Source organism: Mesorhizobium sp. Cs1299R1N1 (assembly GCF_037179655.1).
Taxonomy (GTDB): Bacteria; Pseudomonadota; Alphaproteobacteria; order Rhizobiales; family Rhizobiaceae; genus Mesorhizobium; species Mesorhizobium salmacidum.
The window spans coordinates 322,644-341,293 of the sequence record NZ_JAPYKR010000004.1 but is presented as its reverse complement, the minus strand read 5'-3'; the positions used below and the strand labels follow the sequence as shown (position 1 = coordinate 341,293).

Below are 18,650 nucleotides of genomic sequence, written 5' to 3'. Positions count from 1 at the left end.
CGGAGCCTTGTGAAATGACCGCGCGGATCCTCGTCGTCGACGACATCCCTGCCAACGTCAGGCTGCTGGAGGTCCGGCTGCTGGCCGAATATTTCGAGGTGCTGACCGCCACCAACGGGCCCGACGCGATCGAGACCTGCGAGAACGGCAAGGTCGACGTCGTGCTGCTCGACGTGATGATGCCCGATATGGACGGGTTCGAAGTCTGCCGGCGGCTGAAGAGCGATCCGGCGACGTCGCACATTCCGGTGGTGATGATCACGGCGCTCGACCAGGTTTCCGATCGCGTGCGCGGGCTGGAGGCCGGCGCCGACGATTTCCTGACCAAGCCGGTCAACGATCTGCAGCTGATGACGCGCGTCAAGAGCCTGGTCCGCCTGAAGTCGTTGACCGACGAGCTTCGGCTGCGCGCCTCGACCACACGCAACATCGGCATCGAAGAACTTTTGAGCCGCAATTTCGCGTCCGAGGACACGACGCCGAAAGTGCTTTTGATCGATGAGCGCAAATCGTCGGTCGAGCGCATCCAGAAGATGTTGCGCGACCGGGCCGACCTCGACGTCACCGGCGATCCGCATGCCGGGTTCTTCCAGGCCGCCGAAACGCCCTATGAATGCGTGATGATCTCGACGGCGTTCGCCGATTTCGATCCGCTCAGGCTCTGCTCGCAATTGCGCTCGCTCGACCGCACCCGTTTCGTGCCGATCATCCTTTTGGCGGAGGAGGGCGAGGAGGAGCGCATCATCCGAGGGCTGGAACTCGGCATCAACGACTATCTGATGCGGCCGATCGACCAGCAGGAACTGACGGCGCGGCTGCGCACCCAGGTGCGCCGCAAGCGCTACAACGACCAATTGCGCGCCAGCGTTACCCAGACCATCGAAATGGCAGTGACCGACGGCCTGACCGGTCTGCACAACCGCCGCTATCTCGACAGCCATCTGCAGACGCTGTTCGACCGCGCCGTGGCGCGGCGCCGGCCGCTGTCGGTGATGATCACGGATCTCGACCGCTTCAAGTCCATCAATGACACGCACGGCCATGACGGCGGCGACGATGTGCTGCGCGAATTCGCACGGCGGCTGCGCAAGAACGTCAGGGGTATCGACCTTGCCTGCCGGTTCGGCGGCGAGGAGTTCGTGGTGGTGATGCCGGACACCGACGGCACCGTGGCCGAGAAAGTGGCCGAGCGCATCCGCGCCGAAATCGCCCAGATGCCGTTCGCCATCGGTGCCGACGGCAAGACGATCGAGGTCACCGTCAGCGTTGGCGTGTCATCGGTGCTGAAGGGCGTTGATACGGTGGCGGCGCTGATGAAGCGCGCCGATCTCGCGCTCTACGAAGCCAAGAGCGGCGGCCGCAACCGCGTCGTTGCCAAGGCGGCCTGACGGTCCGGGCCGGATTATCCGGTCAACCCAACAGGGTTACCCATTTACCTTAATCCAAGCGATTCGCGAGCCTTGGTTAAGAAACTGTTGATTTTCATAAGCTCTTGCGTAAATGTGCAGGCCAAGACGAAGCCGGCACGAGGGTAGATCGCCGGCTCGGTCCCTCAGGAATACCCCATGATGCTCAGGTCCGCCGCATCTCCTGGGTCCGTGGGGTCGGCCGGCCGGCGCTGGCACATAGTGGCCTCCTCGTACCGCTGCCAAACGCCGACCGGCCCCCTTTTCCGATGTGACATTAGGAATCTGCGTCAAGCCCCGGAAGTGCCGGGGCTTTTTTGTGCGCGGCAGGGTCTGAACCTGGATTGTAACGGCTTCAGTTGCACCTCGCGTGCTATCATTTCGCAAGGTCGTGACTTTTCGCTGCCGTTCACAAAAGGGGACGGAGAGAAGCTACCCCCTCCATTTCATAGATATGGCGCACAAGGGGCTTGCGGCAAGACCCGGCTGTTCCCGTAAAACCGCGACCCAGGTTAACGGAAACGGGAGTGGCGAAATGCCGGAATTGTTGCCAACAGGCCAAGTGCGTCGGGACCATGCGGTGGTGATCGCCGGAGGCGGTCCGACCGGGTTGATGTTGGCCGGCGAACTCGCATTGGCTGACGTCGATGTGGCCATTGTCGAGCGGCGGCCGAATCAGGAACTCATCGGTTCGCGGGCGGGTGGCCTGCACGCACGCACCATCGAGGTGCTCGACCAGCGCGGAATTGCGGACCGGTTCCTCTCGCAGGGACAGCCATCGCCGTCCGTGGGATTTCACATGATCCGGCTGGACATCAGCGATTTTCCCACGCGGCACAACTATCTGCTGGCGCTGCGGCAAAACCATATAGAGCGGATATTGGCCGACTGGATCAGCGAGTTGGGGGTGCCGATCTATCGCGGACAGGATGTCACGGGTTTCGCACAGGATGATGGTGGCGTCGACGTCGATCTTTCCGGTGGCCGGTGCCTGAGGGCCCAGTATCTCGTCGGCTGCGACGGCGGACGCAGCATGATCCGCAAGGCGGCGGGCATCGCGTTCGACGGATGGGATCCGACGATGAGCTGGATGATCGCCGAGGTCGAGATGGCGGAGGAACCTGCATTGGGCTTTCGCAGCGACGCCTACGGTATTCATGCGATCGGCAAGATCGAGGAAAGTGGCCGGGTGGGTGTCGTGCTGACCGAGAGGCAACTGACCATTGGTGGCGAACCGACGCTGCGCGATCTCAGTGAGGCGCTCGTCGCGGTGTACGGCACCGATTACGGGGTCCACAGTCCGACCTGGATTTCGCGGTTCACCGACATGACGCGCCAGGCTGCCGCCTACCGCGACAGACGTGTGCTGCTGGCCGGTGACGCCGCGCACATCCATCCCCCAATGGGCGGACAGGGCCTCAACATCGGCATGCAGGACGCGGTCAACCTCGGATGGAAACTGGCACAGGTGATCAAGCTGGTATCACCGGACAGCCTGCTCGACAGCTACCATGCCGAACGCCATCCGGTCGCCGCCCGCGTGCTGCGCAACGCGCTCGCGCAGGTCGCGCTTCGTCGTATGGATGCACGCACCAAGGCATTGAGCGATACCTTTGCCGAGCTGCTCGCCATGGACGGGCCACGCAAACGGATCGCCGCGGAGATGTCCGGCCTGGGTGTCCACTACGACCTCGGGGAAGGGCACGCGCTGCTTGGGCGGCGCATGCCCGATCTCGACCTCACCACCGCCAACGGGCCGCTACGGCTGTTTACCTTCCTGCACGACGCGCGGCCGCTGCTCCTCAATTTCGGTGAACCAGGCAGGCTGGACATCGCGCCTTGGGTCGATCGGATCCGGCACATCGATGCCGGGTATGCCGGTGCCTGGGAGCTTCCTGTACTGGGAACGGTCGCTGCACCCGACGCGGTTTTGATCCGGCCCGATGGATACGTAGCCTGGGTCGGACTTGGGACGCAACAGGGATTGGCCGATGCGCTGACCAGATGGTTCGGACCGGCTGCCGCGGCCGGGTATCCTTTTGAACGCAGCGCGTCACAACCTTCCACAGGCTGAAGACTGGTTGCCTCCTGACAAGCGATTGACAGGAGAGCCCATCTATGTAGAAATTGGTTGGACCATTGGACCATTGGACCACTTGGAGGAAGTGTGGACCAGAACAGCCTGCCACCCATTCAGACGACGGCGCGTGACGACGCCGTGCTGAAGGCATTGGTGGGTTTCGTCCGCGCCGAGGCCTTGCAGCCTGGTGAGCGACTGCCGACCGAGCGCATCCTGGCCGAACGGCTCAAGGTCAGCCGCAACACGGTGCGCGAGGCGCTGACGCGGTGGGAAGGATTGGGCCTGGTCGAACGACGGCAAGGCAGCGGCACCTATCTCAAGGCGGTCGTCTCGCCCGACATGCTGCATCTGCCGCTGACGCTGGCGGGCGGCAATGACTTCACCAGCCTGATGCAGACGCTGGAAATCCGCCGCGCGCTGGAAGCGGAAGCGGCGGCGCTGTGCGCTGAGCGGGCAAGCCCGGCCGACATTGCCGAGATCGAACGCAAGCTTGATATCATGGAGCAGGCGTTTCGCACCCTTGACGGCATGTCGTCGGAAGAGGACTGGGAATTCCACCAGGCGATCTACCGGGTCTCCGGCAATCCGCTGTTCGAACAGATCATCGCCGCCATGCACGAACTGTTCCATCGCTTCTGGGAGCATCCGCTCGGCGTGCGCGATTTCGGCCATGCCAGCTTTCCCTATCACCGCACCATCTACGAATGCATCGCGGCACGCGATCCACGGGGCGCTCGCGCCGAGGCGCTGAAGCTCATCGCCACCGTCGAGGACGACCTGAAGCGCGGTGCGGCCAAACTCAAACTTCGGACCTGAGATGAACGAGCAGCCAGCCGGTTTCGATCAAGACTATCTCGCCGAGGCGGCGACGCTTTTGGCGCATGACGAGCCGTTCCCAGGCGGCGCCGTCGTGCCGCCGATCTACCAGACCTCGCTGTTCACCTTCGCCAATTATGCCGAAATGGCTGAGACCTTTGCCGGCAAACGAAAGCAGCCGATCTATTCGCGCGGCGACAATCCGACGGTGATGGAGTTTGAGTCGCGGGTCGCGGCGCTCGAAGGCGCCGAGGCTGCACGCGGGTTCTCCAGCGGCATGGCGGCGATCAGCGCAACCGTGCTTGCCTTCGTCGGAGCGGGCGAGCGCATCGTTGCGGTGCGCAATTGTTACGGCGATGCCTACCGGCTGTTCGAACGCCTCCTGCCGCGGCTCAACGTCAAGGTCGATTATGTCGACGGCTCCGACCCGGATGCGGTCGCGGCGGCATTGCCCGGCGCCAAGCTGCTTTATCTGGAAAGCCCGACCTCGATGGTGTTCGAGCTCCAGGACCTGCCGCATCTGACCCGGCTGGCAAAAGAGCAGGGCATCGTCACCACCATCGACAATTCCTGGGCGACGCCGGTGTTCCAGAAGCCGATCTCGCACGGCGTCGACCTCGTGCTGCACTCGGCCTCGAAATATCTCGGCGGCCATAGCGACACCGTTGCCGGCGTGGTGGCGGGCTCGGCCGCGCACATCAAGCATATCAACGAGCAGACCTATTCCTATCTCGGCGGCAAGCTGTCGCCCTTCGAGGCCTGGCTGCTGCTGCGCGGCCTGCGCACGCTGCCGCTGCGCCTGCCGCACCACATGAAGAGCGGGCTTGCCATCGCCGAGCGGCTGAAGGCGCACGGCAATGTCGAGCGGGTCAACCACCCTGTCTATTCGAACCATCCGGGCAAGGCGACGCTTGCCGGCTATGGCGGGTTGTTCTCGTTCGAGGTTACCGAGGATATCGACATTCCCGTCTTCGTCGACGCGTTGAAATATTTCCGCATCGGCGTCAGCTGGGGCGGGCATGAGAGCCTGGTCGTGCCGGCCAAGGCGTCGCTGGAGCAGACACCGGGACTGAATTCGATGGCGCGCTTCGGCGTCAGCCCCCGAACCATCCGCTTCAATGTCGGATTGGAAAGTGTCGAGGATCTCTGGGCGGATGTCGCCCAGGCCTTCGAAAAAGCCAGAAAATAACAAGCGGGTTCAAAATGGGAGTCTTGAACATGAAAAAACTGACCGTCATGCTTGCCACCGTCGCGGGGCTGGCGATTTCCGCCGGAGGCGCGCTCGCCGATTCGACCCTGAAAATGGTCGAGGTGATCACCAGCCCGCCACGCACCGAATTCCTGAAAAAGCAGATCGCCGAGTTCGAGGCGGCCAATCCCGGCGTCAAGGTCGAGCTCGTCTCGCTGCCCTGGGGCCAGGCCTTCGAAAAATTCCTCACCATGGTGCAGGCCGGCGATACGCCCGATGTGGTCGAGATGCCCGAACGCTGGATGGGGCTTTACGCCAACAACGCCCAACTCGAGGATCTCGGCCCCTATATGGCCAAGTGGGACGACGCCAAGACGCTCGGCGACCGCGCCAAGCAGTTCGGCTCGACCGTGAACAACACCCAGTTCATGATCCCCTATGGCTACTATGTGAATGCGCTGTTCTGGAACAAGAAGCTGTTCAAGGAGGCCGGTCTCGACGGCCCGCCGGCCACGCTCGACGATTTCGTCGCCGATTCCAAGAAGATCTCCGCCATCCCTGGAAAGTATGGCTATTGCCTGCGCGGCGGGCCGGGCGCCTTCAACGGCATGCACATGTTCATGAACATCGCCGCCGGCAAGGGCGGCTATTTCAACGAGGACGGCACTTCGACCATCAATGAAGAGGGCTCGGTCAAGGGCCTGCAGATGCTGGCCGACATGTACAAAAACGGTCTTGCGCCGAAGGATTCCGTGAGCTGGGGCTTCAATGAGACCGTCACCGGTTTCTATTCCGGCACATGCGCCATGCTCAACCAGGATCCGGACGCGTTGCTCGGCATCGCCGACAAGATGAATGCCGACGACTTCGCCGTGGCGCCGCTGCCGGTCGGACCGAGCGGCAAATCCTACCCAACGCTGGGCTATGCTGGTTGGGCGATGTTCGCCAATTCCCAGCACAAGGACGACGCCTGGAAGCTGATGGCGACCCTTTTGTCGCCGAAGGACAATCTGGAATGGGCCAAGGAAGTCGGCGTCGTGCCGATCCACAAGGGCGCCGAGCAGGATCCCCATTTCAAGACCGAGCAGTTCAAGGGCTGGTTCACGGAGCTGAGCGACAGCTCCAAATACGAAATGGTGACGCCGCCGACGCATCTGGAAAACCTCGGCAATTTCGTCGACCAGGTGGCGATCAAGAACTTCCAGGAAGTGCTGCTTGGCCAGAAGACGGCCAAGGACGTCGCCGACCAATGGGCTGCCTTCCTGACCAAGGAACAGCAGGACTGGTTGGCGAAGAACAAGAAGTAAGCGCCTCTTTTGCCTTCTCTCCGTTCACGGGGAGAAGGTGGCCCGATAGGGCCGGATGAGGGGCAGCGCTGTGTTCTGGGAAGCTGGCGCCGCCCCTCATCCGCCTGCCCGTCCCCCGCTGCAGCTGCGGAGGGTGGACCGGCATCTTCTCCCCGAAAAACGGGGAGAAGGACGCTTGTCGCCAACGCCGCGCCCCCAGAGGACGTCCACAGCCAATGACTTATGCCGTATCCGAAATTCGATCCGCAGGGCTGCCGCGAAAGAAGCGGCTCTCCCACGCGACGATCGAGCCCTGGCTCTATCTCAGCCCGGCGATCATCCTGCTGGTCGTGGTGCTGCTCGTGCCGCTGGTCATCGGCATCAGCTACTCCTTCCGCAAATTCTCCGCCTTCAAGTCGGAATATGTCGGGCTCGGGCAGTATCAGGCGATGCTGTCGGATCAGGTGCTGGGTCAGGCGCTGATCAACACGCTGTGGTGGACGGTGACCAGCCTGTTCTTCCAGTTCTTCCTCGGCCTTGGCCTCGCGCTGCTGCTCGACAAGCCGTTTCGTGGCCGCAAGGCGGTGCAGGCGCTGGTCTTCCTGCCCTGGGCGGTGCCATCCTTCTTGTCGGGCCTGACCTGGGCGTGGCTGTTCAACCCGATCGTCGGACCGCTGCCGCACTGGCTGTTTGCCTTGGGGCTGAAGGCCGAACCGACCAACGTTCTCTCCGATCCCTCAACCGCCATGTGGGGCCCGATCATCGCCAATGTCTGGTTCGGCATTCCGTTCTTCGCCATAACGCTGCTGGCGGCGCTGAAGTCTATCCCCTCGGAACTGCATGAGGCGGCGGCGATCGACGGCGCTTCGCCGTGGCAGCGCTTCACCAAGGTCACGCTGCCGTTCCTGGCGCCGACCATCGCCATCACGGTGATGCTGCGCACCATCTGGATCGCCACCTTCGCCGATCTGATCTTCGTCATGACCGAGGGCGGACCGGCCGGCTCGACCAACACGGTTCCGGTCTACATCTATGTCAGCGCCTTCAAGTCGTTGGACAAGGGCTATGCCTCGGCTGTGGCCGTGCTGCTGCTCGTCCTGCTCATCGCCTACGCGATCGTGCTGATCGCCATCCGCCGCTCGCTTGTGAGGCACGTCTGATGATCGCTGGACGCTCAGCCCCGCAGCGCTTCTTCGGCGGCATCGGCCTGTACGCCGCGATCGCCGCCTATGTGGTCTTCGCTCTGTTCCCGATCTACTGGACGCTGAAGATCTCGGTCACGCCGGAGCGGCTGCTCTATTCCGAAGGCATCACATTCTGGCCGTCGCACATGACGCTACAGAACTTCGTCACCGTGCTCGAGGCCACCGATTTCCCACGCTATTTCCTCAACAGCGTCATCGTCTCGGTGTCGACGGCGGCCCTGGTCACGGTCATCGCCACGCTCGCCGGCTACGCCATGTCGCGCTTCACCTTTCGCGGCAAGGCTGCACTGGCGCTGATGCTGCTTTTGACCCAGACCTTTCCGCTGGTGATGGTCATTCCGCCGATCTACCGCGTGATGGGTCAGATCGGCCTGATCAACAGCCTGACCGGGCTGATCGTCATCTACACCGCCTTCAACACCGCCTTCGCCACCTTCCTGATGCAGTCCTTCTTCGATGGCATCCCGAAGGATCTGGAAGAAGCGGCGATGATCGACGGCTGCACCCGCGCGCAGGCGATGCGCCGGGTGATCGTGCCGCTGACGCTGCCCGGCATGGGCGCGACGCTGGGCTTCGTCTTCACCGCCGCCTGGAGCGAGCTTCTGTTCGCGCTGATGCTGATTTCCAGCGACGACCAGAAGACCTTCGCCGTCGGCCTGCTCACCTTCATCGGCAAGTTCGCCGTCGACTGGGGGCAGATGATGGCGGCGTCGATCCTGGCGCTGATCCCGGTCTGCATCTTTTTCGCCTTCCTGCAACGCTATCTCGTCACCGGCCTGACCGCCGGCGCCGTCAAAGGATAGATCGATGGCCTCTGTTACGCTCGAAAAGGTTCGTAAGGACTACGGCGCCGTGCGCGTCCTGCACGCGGTCGATCTTGAGATCGCCGATGGCGAGTTCGTTGTGCTGGTCGGACCGTCCGGCTGCGGCAAGTCCACGCTTTTGCGCATGATCGCTGGGCTCGAGGAAGCCTCCGGCGGCGAAATCCGCATCGGCGAGCGGCTGGTCAACGACGTGGCGCCCAAGGACCGCGACATCGCCATGGTGTTCCAGTCCTACGCGCTCTATCCGCATATGGACGTATCGAAGAACATGGGCTTCAGCCTGATGCTGCGAAAGGCCGATAAGCCGGCGATCGATGCGCGCGTCGATGGTGCGGCCAAGCGGCTGGGGCTCGACCCGTTCCTGCAACGCTTGCCCAGGCAATTGTCCGGCGGCCAGCGCCAGCGCGTCGCCATGGGCCGCGCCATCGTGCGCGATCCCAAGGTTTTTCTCTTCGACGAGCCGCTGTCGAACCTCGACGCCAAGCTGCGCGTCCACATGCGCGCCGAGATCAAGGCACTGCACCAGCAGTTGAAGACCACTTCTGTCTACGTCACCCACGACCAGATCGAGGCGATGACCATGGCCGACCGCATCGTCGTCATGCATGACGGGCTGATCCAGCAGGTCGGCGCGCCGCTCGATCTCTATGACCGGCCGGCCAATATGTTCGTCGCCGGCTTCATCGGCTCGCCGGGGATGAATTTCCTGCCGGCCACGGTGGAGAAGGGCGGCAAGCTGGACGCCGTGTTGTCCGATGGCCAGAAGCTTCGGCTGCCGGACGGCTTGCCGCTCAGGGATGGCGACGTCATCACCGTCGGCCTGCGCCCCGAGCATATCCGGCTGGCCGATGACGGCGCCCTGCAAGGCGAAGTGGGAGTGGTGGAGCCGCTCGGTCTGTCGACGCAGTTCTATGTCAAGCTGGCCGGCCAGCAGCTTTGCGTCTTTGCCATGGGCCGCGCCGGCGTGAAGCCCGGCGACATGGTGCGGCTGGCGGCCGATCCCGCGTCGCTGCATCTGTTCGATCCGAAAAGTGGCGATCGCATCGGCTGAATGAATTCATCCAGGGCTGAGGGAACTCAGCCCGGAGCCTTCCGCCTTGTAAACGAAAAACGCCGCCCGATGGGCGGCGTTTCGGCATTCCAGAGGAAAAACCCAGATTACTTGATCTTGGTTTCCTTGAATTCGACGTGCTTCTTGGCGACCGGGTCGTACTTGCGGAACGACAGCTTGTCGGTTTTGGTACGGCTGTTCTTGCTGGTGACGTAGAAGAAACCGGTGTCGGCGGTCGACAGAAGCTTGATCTTGATGTTTGCGGCTTTGGCCATGATCTCAGTCCGTTTGTTCGTGGAGTTTTGGCCGCTGGAGCACGGGGAAAACACCCGGACGCGGGAAACTTGGCGCGACACATAAAGAACGTGCCTGGAAAGTCAAGCCCGGCGGACCTGATGTGGCCCGCCCAAGCTGCACTGCATGCATATAATCAGGCGTTTTCCACCTCTGATACCGCAACCTTCTTCCAGTCTCCGGTCGTGTTCCACCAGCGATTCGGATTGGCGCGGTCGTCCAGACCCTTGGAGCGGCTGGCAAGGATCGGCTGGATGCGGATCACCGGCTCCTGATAGGAATGCGCCTGGAAAATCGCCTCGACGACGCGGGCCGCCAGCGCCTGGTCATCGGGCAATTCGAATGAAACCTCGACCGTGCCCGGGCGGCGGCGCAACTCGGTTTCGGCGCCGGCCGCGGCCCCTTCAAGCGGCCTGTAGCGTTCGATGCCGTGCGCCGACTGGTAGGCGTTGCGATCATACTTGCCCATGGCCAGCGGTGCGATCGCAACGACCGCGTCCATGATGCGGTCGACATCGGCAGCCGGAGCCTGGAAGCTGACGAGCAGCAGGAGCGTCATTCGCAGCGAAGTGGTTTCAAAGCCGCTGTCGATCATCGGAGTGTCCTCGGTTCAGGATGTTTTAGGACACCCTTTTAACCGGTGGCTGCTGACACGGTTCTGTCAGCAGCCTGCCGCTGCACCGTGCCGATGAACGACCGGGTTGGGCTCTACAGGAGTATTTTGCGGACGAGCCGGAAGCAGACCAGGGCGATGTAGGCGGCGAAGAACAGGCCGAGCGACCAGCCAAAGCCGGAGGGCCCGAAACTATCCATGCCGATGCCGATCGCCTGCGGGCCCAGCACCATGCCGACGCCGTAGCACAGCACGAAAGCGGCATTGGCCGACGCCAGTTCGTGGCCGGAAAGCTGCGAACCGAGATGGGCGAGGCCAATCGTGTACATGGCGGCAACGACACCGCCCCAGACGAAAAGCAGCGCGGCCATCAAGTGCCAGTTCGCGGCAAAGAACGGCATGAACATCGTGCCGGCGAGACCGACCGTGGCGCAGGCGAGCAGCAGATAGCGCCGGTCCGTGACGCGGTCGCTGATCATGCCGATCGGGATCTGCAGCAGCACGTTGCCGAGGCCGATCATGGTCAGCAGCAGCGCCGCATCGGCCTCGGAGTAACCGATGCGGTTGCCATAGATCGGAAACAGCGCGAAGCCGCCGGTCTCGACCGCGCCGAACACAAGCACGGCGAAAGTCGCGGTCGGCACCAGCCAGATGTAGCGCAGGAAGTGGCTGGTTTCGCTGTCGGCCACGATGGTGGGGCTTTCGTTGCGCGCGGCCAGCACCGGTATCGCGGCCAGCGTCACCAGGGCGATGATGACGCCGAACGGCCTGAAGCCGGAACTGCCGAGATGGGCGAACAGCCACGGCCCCGCGGCAAAACCGAGCGACAGGACGGTGGCATAGATGCCAAGCACAAGGCCGCGTCGGTGTGGCGGCGCCGACGTGCTGATCCAGAATTCCGACAGGATGAACAGCACGGTCAGCGCGATGTGCAGCACGATGCGCAGGGGAAACCACATCCAGAAATCGGGCGCGAAATGGAAACCGACGAAGGCCAGCGCGCCGGCGGCGATCATGGCAATCATCGTCCAGGCGACGCCGAAGCGCATGGCCAGCGGCGTGGCCAGTGGCGCCCCGGCGATCGAGGCCAGGCCGGCGACGGCCGTATTGAGGCCGATCATCGAGGCCGAATGGCCGCGTGTTTCCAGGATGACGCTGAGCAGCGGCATGCCGAGGCCAATGGCAATGCCGACGACGCTGATCGACGAGATCGCCGCCACCATCGGCAGCCAGTGTACGCGTTCGTCGCCCTTTGGTTGGGTATCGACCGTCATGAGATGCTGAATACTCTGTCTGTTTGATCTTACGCAATTCCGGACGGAAAACCGCGTCACACTTTTCCTGGAATTGCTCTAGAGAAGTTCGCGGGTGAAGCGGTTGCGGACAAGCCTGTAGAAGGGGACAGGGCCGCCCGGACGCAGCAGTGGATCATTGGCGAGCCGCTTTTCAAGCTCGTCCAGGATCATTCGGGTGATGTCGGGTATATCAGCCTGCTTGGCCTTGGCGAGCGGCAGCCAGACCAATTCCTCCAGTTCGTTGGTCGGGCCGCCATCGGCCAATTCGACGGCGACGTCGCCACGCCAGGCGCTGAAGAAGCGGGTGTCGAAGCGGCGCACCCGGTTCGGCGGCGTGATGGCGCGCGCGACAAAGCGCAACGCCTCCAGCGACGGTGCCACGCCATGTTCGACGAAACCCTGCCAGTCGCGCCTGGTCGAGGCAAAGGCGCCTTTGCGGCCGATCAACAGCCCGGCTTCCTCGTAGGTCTCGCGGACCGCCGACAAAGCGATGGCACGGGCGCGGGCGTGGCTGGTGCGGCCGGGGCCGGCGGTCAGCTTGGCTTCTTCGTGCTGGTTAAGTGTGGTCGCCGTCGGGATGCGGCTGTCGGCAGGGTCGGTGCGGCCGCCCGGGAAGACGAATTTCCCTGGCATGAAAGCGTGTCCGGCATGGCGGCGTCCCATCAGCACCAGGACGTCGTCGCCCTTGCGGTCGAGCAGGATGAGCGTCGCGGCGTCACGCGGACGCAGGGGCCGGCCGCCATGCGTGGCAAGACCCTTGTCGAGCTTGTCGGCATCCGCCTTGGTCATTGCTTCCATGCGCAGGACCTAGCGGAAACTTCTTGCATGCGAAAGTAGCCCTAACGATTGGCATGTTGCGCCAGCCAACATTTCAGGCCCCGGGATGCGGCTCGATCACATCCTTTTCGCCACCAAACCCGTGCATATAGAACGCCCATTGCAATCCGATGACGGCGCCTTTGACTGGCTGCAGCAGCGCGACCGACAGAAGGATGGTCAAGGGCACCCAGATGAGGATGTGCTGCCCGGTGGACAAGGTCGAGGTCGCCTCGACACCCATGAAGGCGCCGAGCACGATGTGGCCGACGATGACGATGACGAGATAGGCGGGCAAATCGTCGGCGCGATGGTGATGAATCTCCTCGCCGCAGACGCTGCAGGCTTCGACGGTCTTGGTGAAGCCGCGGAACAGCTTGCCTTCGCCGCAATTCGGGCAGCGGCCCAAGAGGCCCCGCTTCATCGCCGTCCACAATGGGCGGGCAATCCGGCCCGAGTGATGTTCGCCGCCAAAAACCTGTTGTTCCATCATCGTCTCCTGCCGCGCGGCCCCGGTCGCGATTGCGACGCACGGGCGCGGCCCTTGGCCTTGTGAAACGACCTGCTGGAGCCTGGCAGGGGCTTTGGGTCGGTCAACATCTCGAAGCGCATCGCTCCGGCCATCGGCGCCACCTCGACGAGCCGGACCTCGACACGGTCCGCGAGCTGGTAGCCTTTGCCCGAGCGTTCTCCGAACAGGGAGCGAGCCGTTTCGTCATATATGTAGTAATCGCCGCCCAGAGTTGACACAGGAATGAAACCATCGGCGCCATACTGCGGCAATTGGACAAAAAGTCCTGATTTGGTGACGCCGGAGATACGGGCATCGAAGCGGTCGTTGATGCGCTCGGCGAGATAGGCGGAGATCAGCCGGTCGACTGTGTCGCGCTCGGCAGCCATTGCGCGCCGTTCCGTGCCGGAGATCAGCACCGCAACGTCTTCGAGGCGAACCTCCTCATCTTGCGTCAGCCCTCCGGGACCAAGGCCGAGCGCGGCAATAAGCCCGCGATGCACGATCAGATCGGCATACCTGCGGATCGGCGAGGTGAAATGCGCGTAGCGGCTGAGGTTGAGGCCGAAATGGCCGATGTTCTTGGGTGAATATTCGGCCTGGCTCTGCGAGCGCAGCACCACCTCGTTGACCAGCGCCTCGTTGTCGGCGCCGCGTACGCGCTCCAGAATGCCGTTGAACTGGCTGGGCCGCATCTGCGCACCACGCGCCAATGACAGGCTAAGCGTCTGCAGGAATTCGCGCAGCGATTCCTGCTTGGCCAGCGACGGCGCGTCATGAATGCGGTAGACCAGCGCCTGCTTCTTGCCCTCCAGCGTTTCGGCCGCGGCGACGTTGGCCTGGATCATGAACTCTTCGATCAGCTTGTGGGCATCGAGCCGCTCCGGCACGATGACGCGGTCGACCGTGCCATCCGGCTTGAGCAGGATCTTGCGCTCCGGCAGGTCGAGCTCGAGCGGCTGGCGGCTGTCGCGGCCGCGCTTGAGGATCGCGTAGGCGTCCCACAGCGGCCTCAGCACCGTGTCGAGGATCGGGCCGGTCTTGTCGTCCGGCACGCCGTCGATCGCCGACTGGGCTTGGCTGTAGGCGAGCTTGGCCGCCGACTTCATCATGACGCGGTGGAAGGAATGCCTGATCTTGCGGCCATCGGCGGAGAAGGTCATGCGCACCGCCAGCGCCGGACGATCCTGGCCCTCGCGCAGCGAGCAGAGATCGTTGGAGATGCGCTCGGGCAGCATCGGCACGACGCGATCGGGGAAATAGACCGAATTGCCGCGCTTCATGGCCTCGCGGTCGAGAGCCGTGCCGTAGCGGACATAGGCGGCGACATCGGCGATCGCGACGGTGGCGATAAAGCCGCCCAGATTTTTCTCGTCGATGTCAGGCGTAGCGAACACCGCGTCGTCATGGTCCTTGGCGTCGGCCGGATCGATGGTGACCAGCGGCAGGTCGCGCCAGTCCTCGCGATGGGCAAGCGTCGCCGGCTTCACCACCTCGGATTCGGCAATGACATCGGCTGGAAAAATGTGCGGAATGTCGTGCGCGTGAATGGCGATCATCGAGACCGCCTTTTCGCTGGTCAGCGAACCCAGCACGTTGAGCACCTTGGCGCGCGGCAGCCCGTAGCGGGAGGCGCGCGCGGGCTCGACCTCGACAAGATCGCCATTTTTGGCGCCGTTCTGGAATTCCTTGTCGACGATCAGCTCAGGCTGGCGCCGTTCCACCGGTTCGATGCGGAAGCTGCCGTCCTGAAGCACACGGAAGACTCCGAGGACGGCATCCGTGCGCTTCTCGAAGATCTTCATCACCCGGCCGGTATAGGCAGGCCCCGACGGATCGTCGGTCGGAAAGGTCTTGGCCAGCACGCGGTCGCCAATGCCTGGCGCTGGTCCGCTGCCCCCACGCGAAACGCGGATCGAGACCACGGGAGGCTCGCCCGGGCCGACCGCCTCGGTCGGGTGCGCCAGCAAGATACCATCGCCATCGCGGCCAAAGATGTCGAGCACGGCGACATGAGGCAAGGTGCCGACCCGGGCCAGCCGCTTGCGCTCCTTGGTCAGAACGCCTTCGTCCTGCAGATCGCGCAGGACATCCTTCAACCAGACGCGGTCGTCGCCGCGCAGTGCGAACGCCTTGGCGATGTCGCGCTTTCCGGCGCGATCCGGGTTTTCGGCGATGTAGCGCAGGATTTCGTCACGCGAGGGCCGGTAGTTGTCCTTGACCTTGGCCCGGGTGTCGGCGGTGCGGGGATCGCCGTGGCTTCTTCCGGTGATCCTGCGCGCCACGCCGTTCTACCCTTTTTTCTTCGCGGCCGGCTTCTTGGCGGCTGCCTTCTTGGTTGAGGTTTTCTTGGTTGTGGGGGCCTTGGCCGCCGCAGCCTTGCGGAACGGTTTCTTGCCGCCGCCGCCCTTTGCTTCCTTCTCGGCTATCAGCGCCAGCGCATCCTCGATGGTCACCGATTGCGGATCCTTGCCTTTGGGCAGCGTGGCGTTGACCTTTCCGAAATTGACGTAAGGTCCGTATTTGCCGTCGCGCACGACGATCTTGCCGCCGCCGTCCGGATGGTCGCCGAGCTCCTTCAGGGCTGCCGGCGTGCCGCCGTTGCGGCCGCCCTGGCCCTTGGACTGCTTCTCGGCAATCACGGTGACGGCGCGGTTGAGGCCGATCGAGAACACGTCCTCGATACTGTCCAGATTGGCGTAGGTGCCATCGTGCAGCACGAACGGACCATAGCGGCCGAGCCCCGCCGAGATCATCTTGCCGGATTCGGGATGTTTGCCCACGTCGCGCGGCAGCCCCAGCAAGGCGAGTGCCTTCTCGTGATCGATGGATTCCGGCGTCCAGCCCTTGGGCAGGCTCGAGCGCTTGGCTTCCTTGCCCTCGCCGCGCTGGATGTAGGGGCCGAAACGGCCTGAGCGCAGCGTGATTTCCTCGGCGGTGTAAGGATCCTTGCCGAGGATCTTGGTGCCGTCCTCGCCACCGCCATTCTCCCCGTTGGGATTGGCGGCGTCGCCGAGCTGGCGGGTGAAGGAGCATTCGGGATAGTTCGAGCAGCCGACGAAAGCGCCGAACTTGCCGAGCTTCAGCGACAGATTGCCGGTGCCGCATTTCGGACAGATGCGCGGATTGGAGCCGTCCTCGCGGGCGGGGAAAACCAGCGGCGCCAGTTCCTCATTCAGTGCATCGAGCACATCGGTGACGCGCAATTCCTTGATGTCGGCGACGGCGCCGGAAAAATCCTTCCAGAAATCGCGCAGCACGTCCTTCCAGGCGAGCTTGCCGTCGGAAATCTCGTCGAGCTTTTCCTCCAGCGATGCGGTGAAGTCGTACTCGACATAGCGCTCGAAGAAGCTTTCCAGGAAGGCCGACAGCAGACGGCCCTTGGCCTGCGGCACCAGCCGGCGCTTGTCGATCGTGACATAGTCGCGGTCCTCGAGCGTCTTCAGGATCGCCGTGTAGGTCGAGGGACGGCCGATGCCGAGTTCTTCCAGCTTCTTGATCAGCGACGCCTCGGAATAGCGCGGCGGCGGCTCGGTCGTGTGCTGGGCGGCATTGATTGCACGGCGGGCGAGCTGCTCGCCGGCGCGGATTTCCGGCAGACGGCGGTTTTCCTCGTCTTCCGTGTCGTCGTCCTTCTGGTCGGTATAGGCGGCTATGAAGCCGTCGAAGCGGACGACCGAGCCAACGGCGCGAAGCTCGGCGGTGCGGGCGCCATTCACCGCCTCGATCTCGACAGTGGTGCGCTCGATCTCGGCCGACTGCATCTGGCTGGCGATGGCGCGCTTCCAGATCAGTTCATAGAGCCGTGCCTGGTCGGCATCGAGATATTGCCGGACCGACGCCGGGGTGCGCATGAAATCCGTCGGGCGGATGGCCTCGTGTGCTTCCTGGGCGTTCTTGGCCTTGGTGGTGTACTGGCGCGGCTTTTCCGGCAGGTATTTCGGGCCGAATTCCTTTGCGACCGCATCGCGAGCGGCGTCGATCGCCTCGGGCGCCATCTGCACGCCGTCGGTTCGCATATAGGTGATCAGGCCGGTGGTTTCGCCGCCGATCTCCATGCCCTCATAGAGCCGCTGCGCCACCTGCATGGTGCGCGTGGCCGAGAAGCCGAGACCCGACGACGCGGCCTGCTGCAACGTCGAGGTGGTGAAGGGCGGACCGGGGTTGCGCTTGGTCGGCTTGGCTTCGACGGACAGCGCCTTGAAGGTAGCACCCTCGAGCATCGCCTTGATGTCGTCGGCCTGCGCCTTGTTGGAAATGTCGAGCTTTTGCAGCTTCTTGCGCTCGAATGCGGTCAGGCGGGCTTCGAAGGTCTCGTTGCGCGGTGTGCCGAGGATGGCAGCGATCTGCCAGTATTCCTCGCGGATGAAGCGCTCGATTTCGGATTCGCGGTCGCAGACCAGGCGCAGCGCCACCGACTGGACGCGGCCGGCGGAGCGGGCGCCCGGCAATTTGCGCCACAGCACCGGCGACAGCGTGAAGCCGACGAGGTAATCGAGTGCCCGGCGGGCGAGATAGGCGTCGACCAGCGGCGCATCGATCTGGCGCGGATTGGCCATCGCCTCCAGCACCGATGATTTGGTGATGGCGTTGAAGACGACGCGGCTGACTGGCTTGTCCTTCAGCGCGCGCTTCTGCTTCAGGACTTCCAGCACGTGCCAGGAAATCGCTTCGCCTTCGCGATCCGGGTCGGTGGCGAGGATCAGGCCGTCGGCATCCTTGACCGCCTTGGCGATGTCGGCGAGACGCTTGCCGGACGCGGTGTCGACCGCCCAGGACATGGCGAAATCTTCATCCGGACGCACCGAGCCATCCTTGGCCGGCAAATCACGGACATGGCCGAACGAGGCCAGAACCTTGTAGTTCCTGCCCAGGTATTTGTTGATTGTCTTCGCTTTGGCCGGCGATTCGACGACGACGACGTCCATGAGGTCTCATATCAGCTGTGATGCGGCAGAAGAATTCCGCTGCGCGCGACGAAATCTCGGTTCTGTTCGCCGCTCACATGGCCGCGCTTTTGCATCCGGTCAAGGGGAAGGGGCCAAATTGCGGGGATGCCGGCAGCAATACACTCTTAGAGTGTATGGAGAAATCACAGAATTTCGGTCAAGGCGACGGCAGTCGGGAGTCGGCGGAAACGGCCGCTTCAAACTCCGGGCGAGTCGTGGAAAGCCGTTCGCTCGCCTGCCGTCGATCGATGCTGGCCGCCGGCTGAACAGAGGAATGCGGCGACCAGCTTGCCCGCCCGCAGGCAGGGAGCAGGG

At 63.4% G+C, this 18,650-nt stretch carries 16 protein-coding genes; 9 read left to right on the top strand and 7 right to left on the bottom strand.

Features of this window, described 5'->3' with window-relative positions; genetic code table 11:
• Nucleotides 1-14 precede the first annotated feature (14 nt).
• The 8 genes from O7A70_RS11515 (at nucleotide 15) to O7A70_RS11480 (ending at nucleotide 9,857) form a co-directional block, all read left to right on the top strand.
• Entirely contained in the window at nucleotides 15-1,388 is a 1,374-nt protein-coding gene (locus O7A70_RS11515; protein ID WP_027144982.1) for a PleD family two-component system response regulator, read from the top strand.
• Nucleotides 1,389-1,941: 553 nt separating this feature from the next.
• Nucleotides 1,942-3,480 carry an FAD-dependent monooxygenase gene (locus tag O7A70_RS11510; protein ID WP_337140480.1) on the top strand — a complete coding sequence of 513 codons (1,539 nt, stop codon included), beginning with the start codon at nucleotides 1,942-1,944 and terminating at the stop codon, nucleotides 3,478-3,480.
• A 93-nt stretch (nucleotides 3,481-3,573) separates the two neighbouring features.
• Nucleotides 3,574-4,302, top strand: a complete 729-nt coding sequence (locus O7A70_RS11505; protein ID WP_337140479.1) for a FadR/GntR family transcriptional regulator — start codon at nucleotides 3,574-3,576, stop codon at nucleotides 4,300-4,302.
• Between the two features lies 1 nt (nucleotide 4,303).
• On the top strand, nucleotides 4,304-5,491 hold the full coding sequence (locus O7A70_RS11500) for a PLP-dependent transferase (RefSeq protein WP_337140477.1): 1,188 nt from the start codon (nucleotides 4,304-4,306) through the stop codon (nucleotides 5,489-5,491).
• Between the two features lie 29 nt (nucleotides 5,492-5,520).
• Nucleotides 5,521-6,798 carry an ABC transporter substrate-binding protein gene (locus O7A70_RS11495; protein WP_337109185.1) on the top strand — a complete coding sequence of 426 codons (1,278 nt, stop codon included), beginning with the start codon at nucleotides 5,521-5,523 and terminating at the stop codon, nucleotides 6,796-6,798.
• Between the two features lie 215 nt (nucleotides 6,799-7,013).
• Nucleotides 7,014-7,937, top strand: coding sequence for a carbohydrate ABC transporter permease (locus tag O7A70_RS11490; protein ID WP_337140476.1), 924 nt, complete (start codon nucleotides 7,014-7,016; stop codon nucleotides 7,935-7,937).
• On the top strand, nucleotides 7,937-8,785 hold the full coding sequence (locus O7A70_RS11485; protein ID WP_337140475.1) for a carbohydrate ABC transporter permease: 849 nt from the start codon (nucleotides 7,937-7,939) through the stop codon (nucleotides 8,783-8,785). Before O7A70_RS11490 ends, O7A70_RS11485 begins: the two co-directional genes overlap by 1 nt.
• Nucleotides 8,786-8,789: 4 nt before the next feature.
• Nucleotides 8,790-9,857 (top strand): ABC transporter ATP-binding protein, encoded by a 1,068-nt coding sequence (locus O7A70_RS11480; protein ID WP_337140474.1) that lies wholly within the window; start codon nucleotides 8,790-8,792, stop codon nucleotides 9,855-9,857.
• Between the two features lie 107 nt (nucleotides 9,858-9,964).
• On the opposite strand, the gene rpmG is transcribed toward O7A70_RS11480, so the two are convergent.
• The 7 genes from rpmG to topA all read right to left on the bottom strand — a co-directional run bounded on the left by rpmG (nucleotide 9,965) and on the right by topA (nucleotide 18,314).
• Nucleotides 9,965-10,132 (bottom strand): 50S ribosomal protein L33, encoded by a 168-nt coding sequence (gene rpmG / locus O7A70_RS11475; RefSeq protein ID WP_006201775.1) that lies wholly within the window; start codon nucleotides 10,130-10,132, stop codon nucleotides 9,965-9,967.
• Between the two features lie 155 nt (nucleotides 10,133-10,287).
• Entirely contained in the window at nucleotides 10,288-10,746 is a 459-nt protein-coding gene (locus O7A70_RS11470) for a hypothetical protein (RefSeq protein ID WP_027146692.1), read from the bottom strand.
• Between the two features lie 113 nt (nucleotides 10,747-10,859).
• Nucleotides 10,860-12,038, bottom strand: a complete 1,179-nt coding sequence (locus tag O7A70_RS11465) for an MFS transporter (protein ID WP_337109180.1) — start codon at nucleotides 12,036-12,038, stop codon at nucleotides 10,860-10,862.
• Nucleotides 12,039-12,116: 78 nt separating this feature from the next.
• Nucleotides 12,117-12,857 (bottom strand): NUDIX hydrolase, encoded by a 741-nt coding sequence (locus O7A70_RS11460; protein ID WP_337140473.1) that lies wholly within the window; start codon nucleotides 12,855-12,857, stop codon nucleotides 12,117-12,119.
• A gap of 73 nt (nucleotides 12,858-12,930) precedes the next feature.
• The gene (locus tag O7A70_RS11455) at nucleotides 12,931-13,365 is read right to left on the bottom strand and encodes a DUF983 domain-containing protein (RefSeq protein WP_337140472.1); all 435 of its coding nucleotides are present in this window, start codon (nucleotides 13,363-13,365) and stop codon (nucleotides 12,931-12,933) included.
• A complete protein-coding gene (gene rnr / locus O7A70_RS11450; protein ID WP_337140471.1) occupies nucleotides 13,365-15,671 on the bottom strand; it encodes a ribonuclease R in 2,307 nt (768 codons plus the stop codon). Before rnr ends, O7A70_RS11455 begins: the two co-directional genes overlap by 1 nt.
• A gap of 6 nt (nucleotides 15,672-15,677) precedes the next feature.
• Nucleotides 15,678-18,314 carry a type I DNA topoisomerase gene (gene topA / locus O7A70_RS11445; RefSeq protein WP_337140470.1) on the bottom strand — a complete coding sequence of 879 codons (2,637 nt, stop codon included), beginning with the start codon at nucleotides 18,312-18,314 and terminating at the stop codon, nucleotides 15,678-15,680.
• A 20-nt stretch (nucleotides 18,315-18,334) separates the two neighbouring features.
• Between topA and O7A70_RS11440 the strand changes: the two genes are divergently transcribed.
• Nucleotides 18,335-18,601, top strand: coding sequence for a hypothetical protein (locus O7A70_RS11440; protein WP_337140469.1), 267 nt, complete (start codon nucleotides 18,335-18,337; stop codon nucleotides 18,599-18,601).
• The last annotated feature ends 49 nt before the right edge of the window (nucleotides 18,602-18,650 follow it).

Excerpts from the sequence above, each read along its gene's own strand:
- O7A70_RS11515 (WP_027144982.1), top strand. The coding sequence starts at position 15 with ATGACCGCGCGGATCCTCGTCGTCGACGACATCCCTGCCAACGTCAGG.
- O7A70_RS11510 (WP_337140480.1), top strand. The coding sequence starts at position 1,942 with ATGCCGGAATTGTTGCCAACAGGCCAAGTGCGTCGGGACCATGCGGTG.
- O7A70_RS11500 (WP_337140477.1), top strand. The coding sequence starts at position 4,304 with ATGAACGAGCAGCCAGCCGGTTTCGATCAAGACTATCTCGCCGAGGCG.
- O7A70_RS11495 (WP_337109185.1), top strand. The coding sequence starts at position 5,521 with ATGAAAAAACTGACCGTCATGCTTGCCACCGTCGCGGGGCTGGCGATT.
- O7A70_RS11490 (WP_337140476.1), top strand. The coding sequence starts at position 7,014 with ATGACTTATGCCGTATCCGAAATTCGATCCGCAGGGCTGCCGCGAAAG.
- O7A70_RS11485 (WP_337140475.1), top strand. The coding sequence starts at position 7,937 with ATGATCGCTGGACGCTCAGCCCCGCAGCGCTTCTTCGGCGGCATCGGC.
- O7A70_RS11480 (WP_337140474.1), top strand. The coding sequence starts at position 8,790 with ATGGCCTCTGTTACGCTCGAAAAGGTTCGTAAGGACTACGGCGCCGTG.
- rpmG (WP_006201775.1), bottom strand. The coding sequence starts at position 10,132 with ATGGCCAAAGCCGCAAACATCAAGATCAAGCTTCTGTCGACCGCCGAC.
- O7A70_RS11470 (WP_027146692.1), bottom strand. The coding sequence starts at position 10,746 with ATGATCGACAGCGGCTTTGAAACCACTTCGCTGCGAATGACGCTCCTG.
- O7A70_RS11465 (WP_337109180.1), bottom strand. The coding sequence starts at position 12,038 with ATGACGGTCGATACCCAACCAAAGGGCGACGAACGCGTACACTGGCTG.
- O7A70_RS11460 (WP_337140473.1), bottom strand. The coding sequence starts at position 12,857 with ATGGAAGCAATGACCAAGGCGGATGCCGACAAGCTCGACAAGGGTCTT.
- O7A70_RS11455 (WP_337140472.1), bottom strand. The coding sequence starts at position 13,365 with ATGGAACAACAGGTTTTTGGCGGCGAACATCACTCGGGCCGGATTGCC.
- topA (WP_337140470.1), bottom strand. The coding sequence starts at position 18,314 with ATGGACGTCGTCGTCGTCGAATCGCCGGCCAAAGCGAAGACAATCAAC.
- O7A70_RS11440 (WP_337140469.1), top strand. The coding sequence starts at position 18,335 with ATGCGGCAGAAGAATTCCGCTGCGCGCGACGAAATCTCGGTTCTGTTC.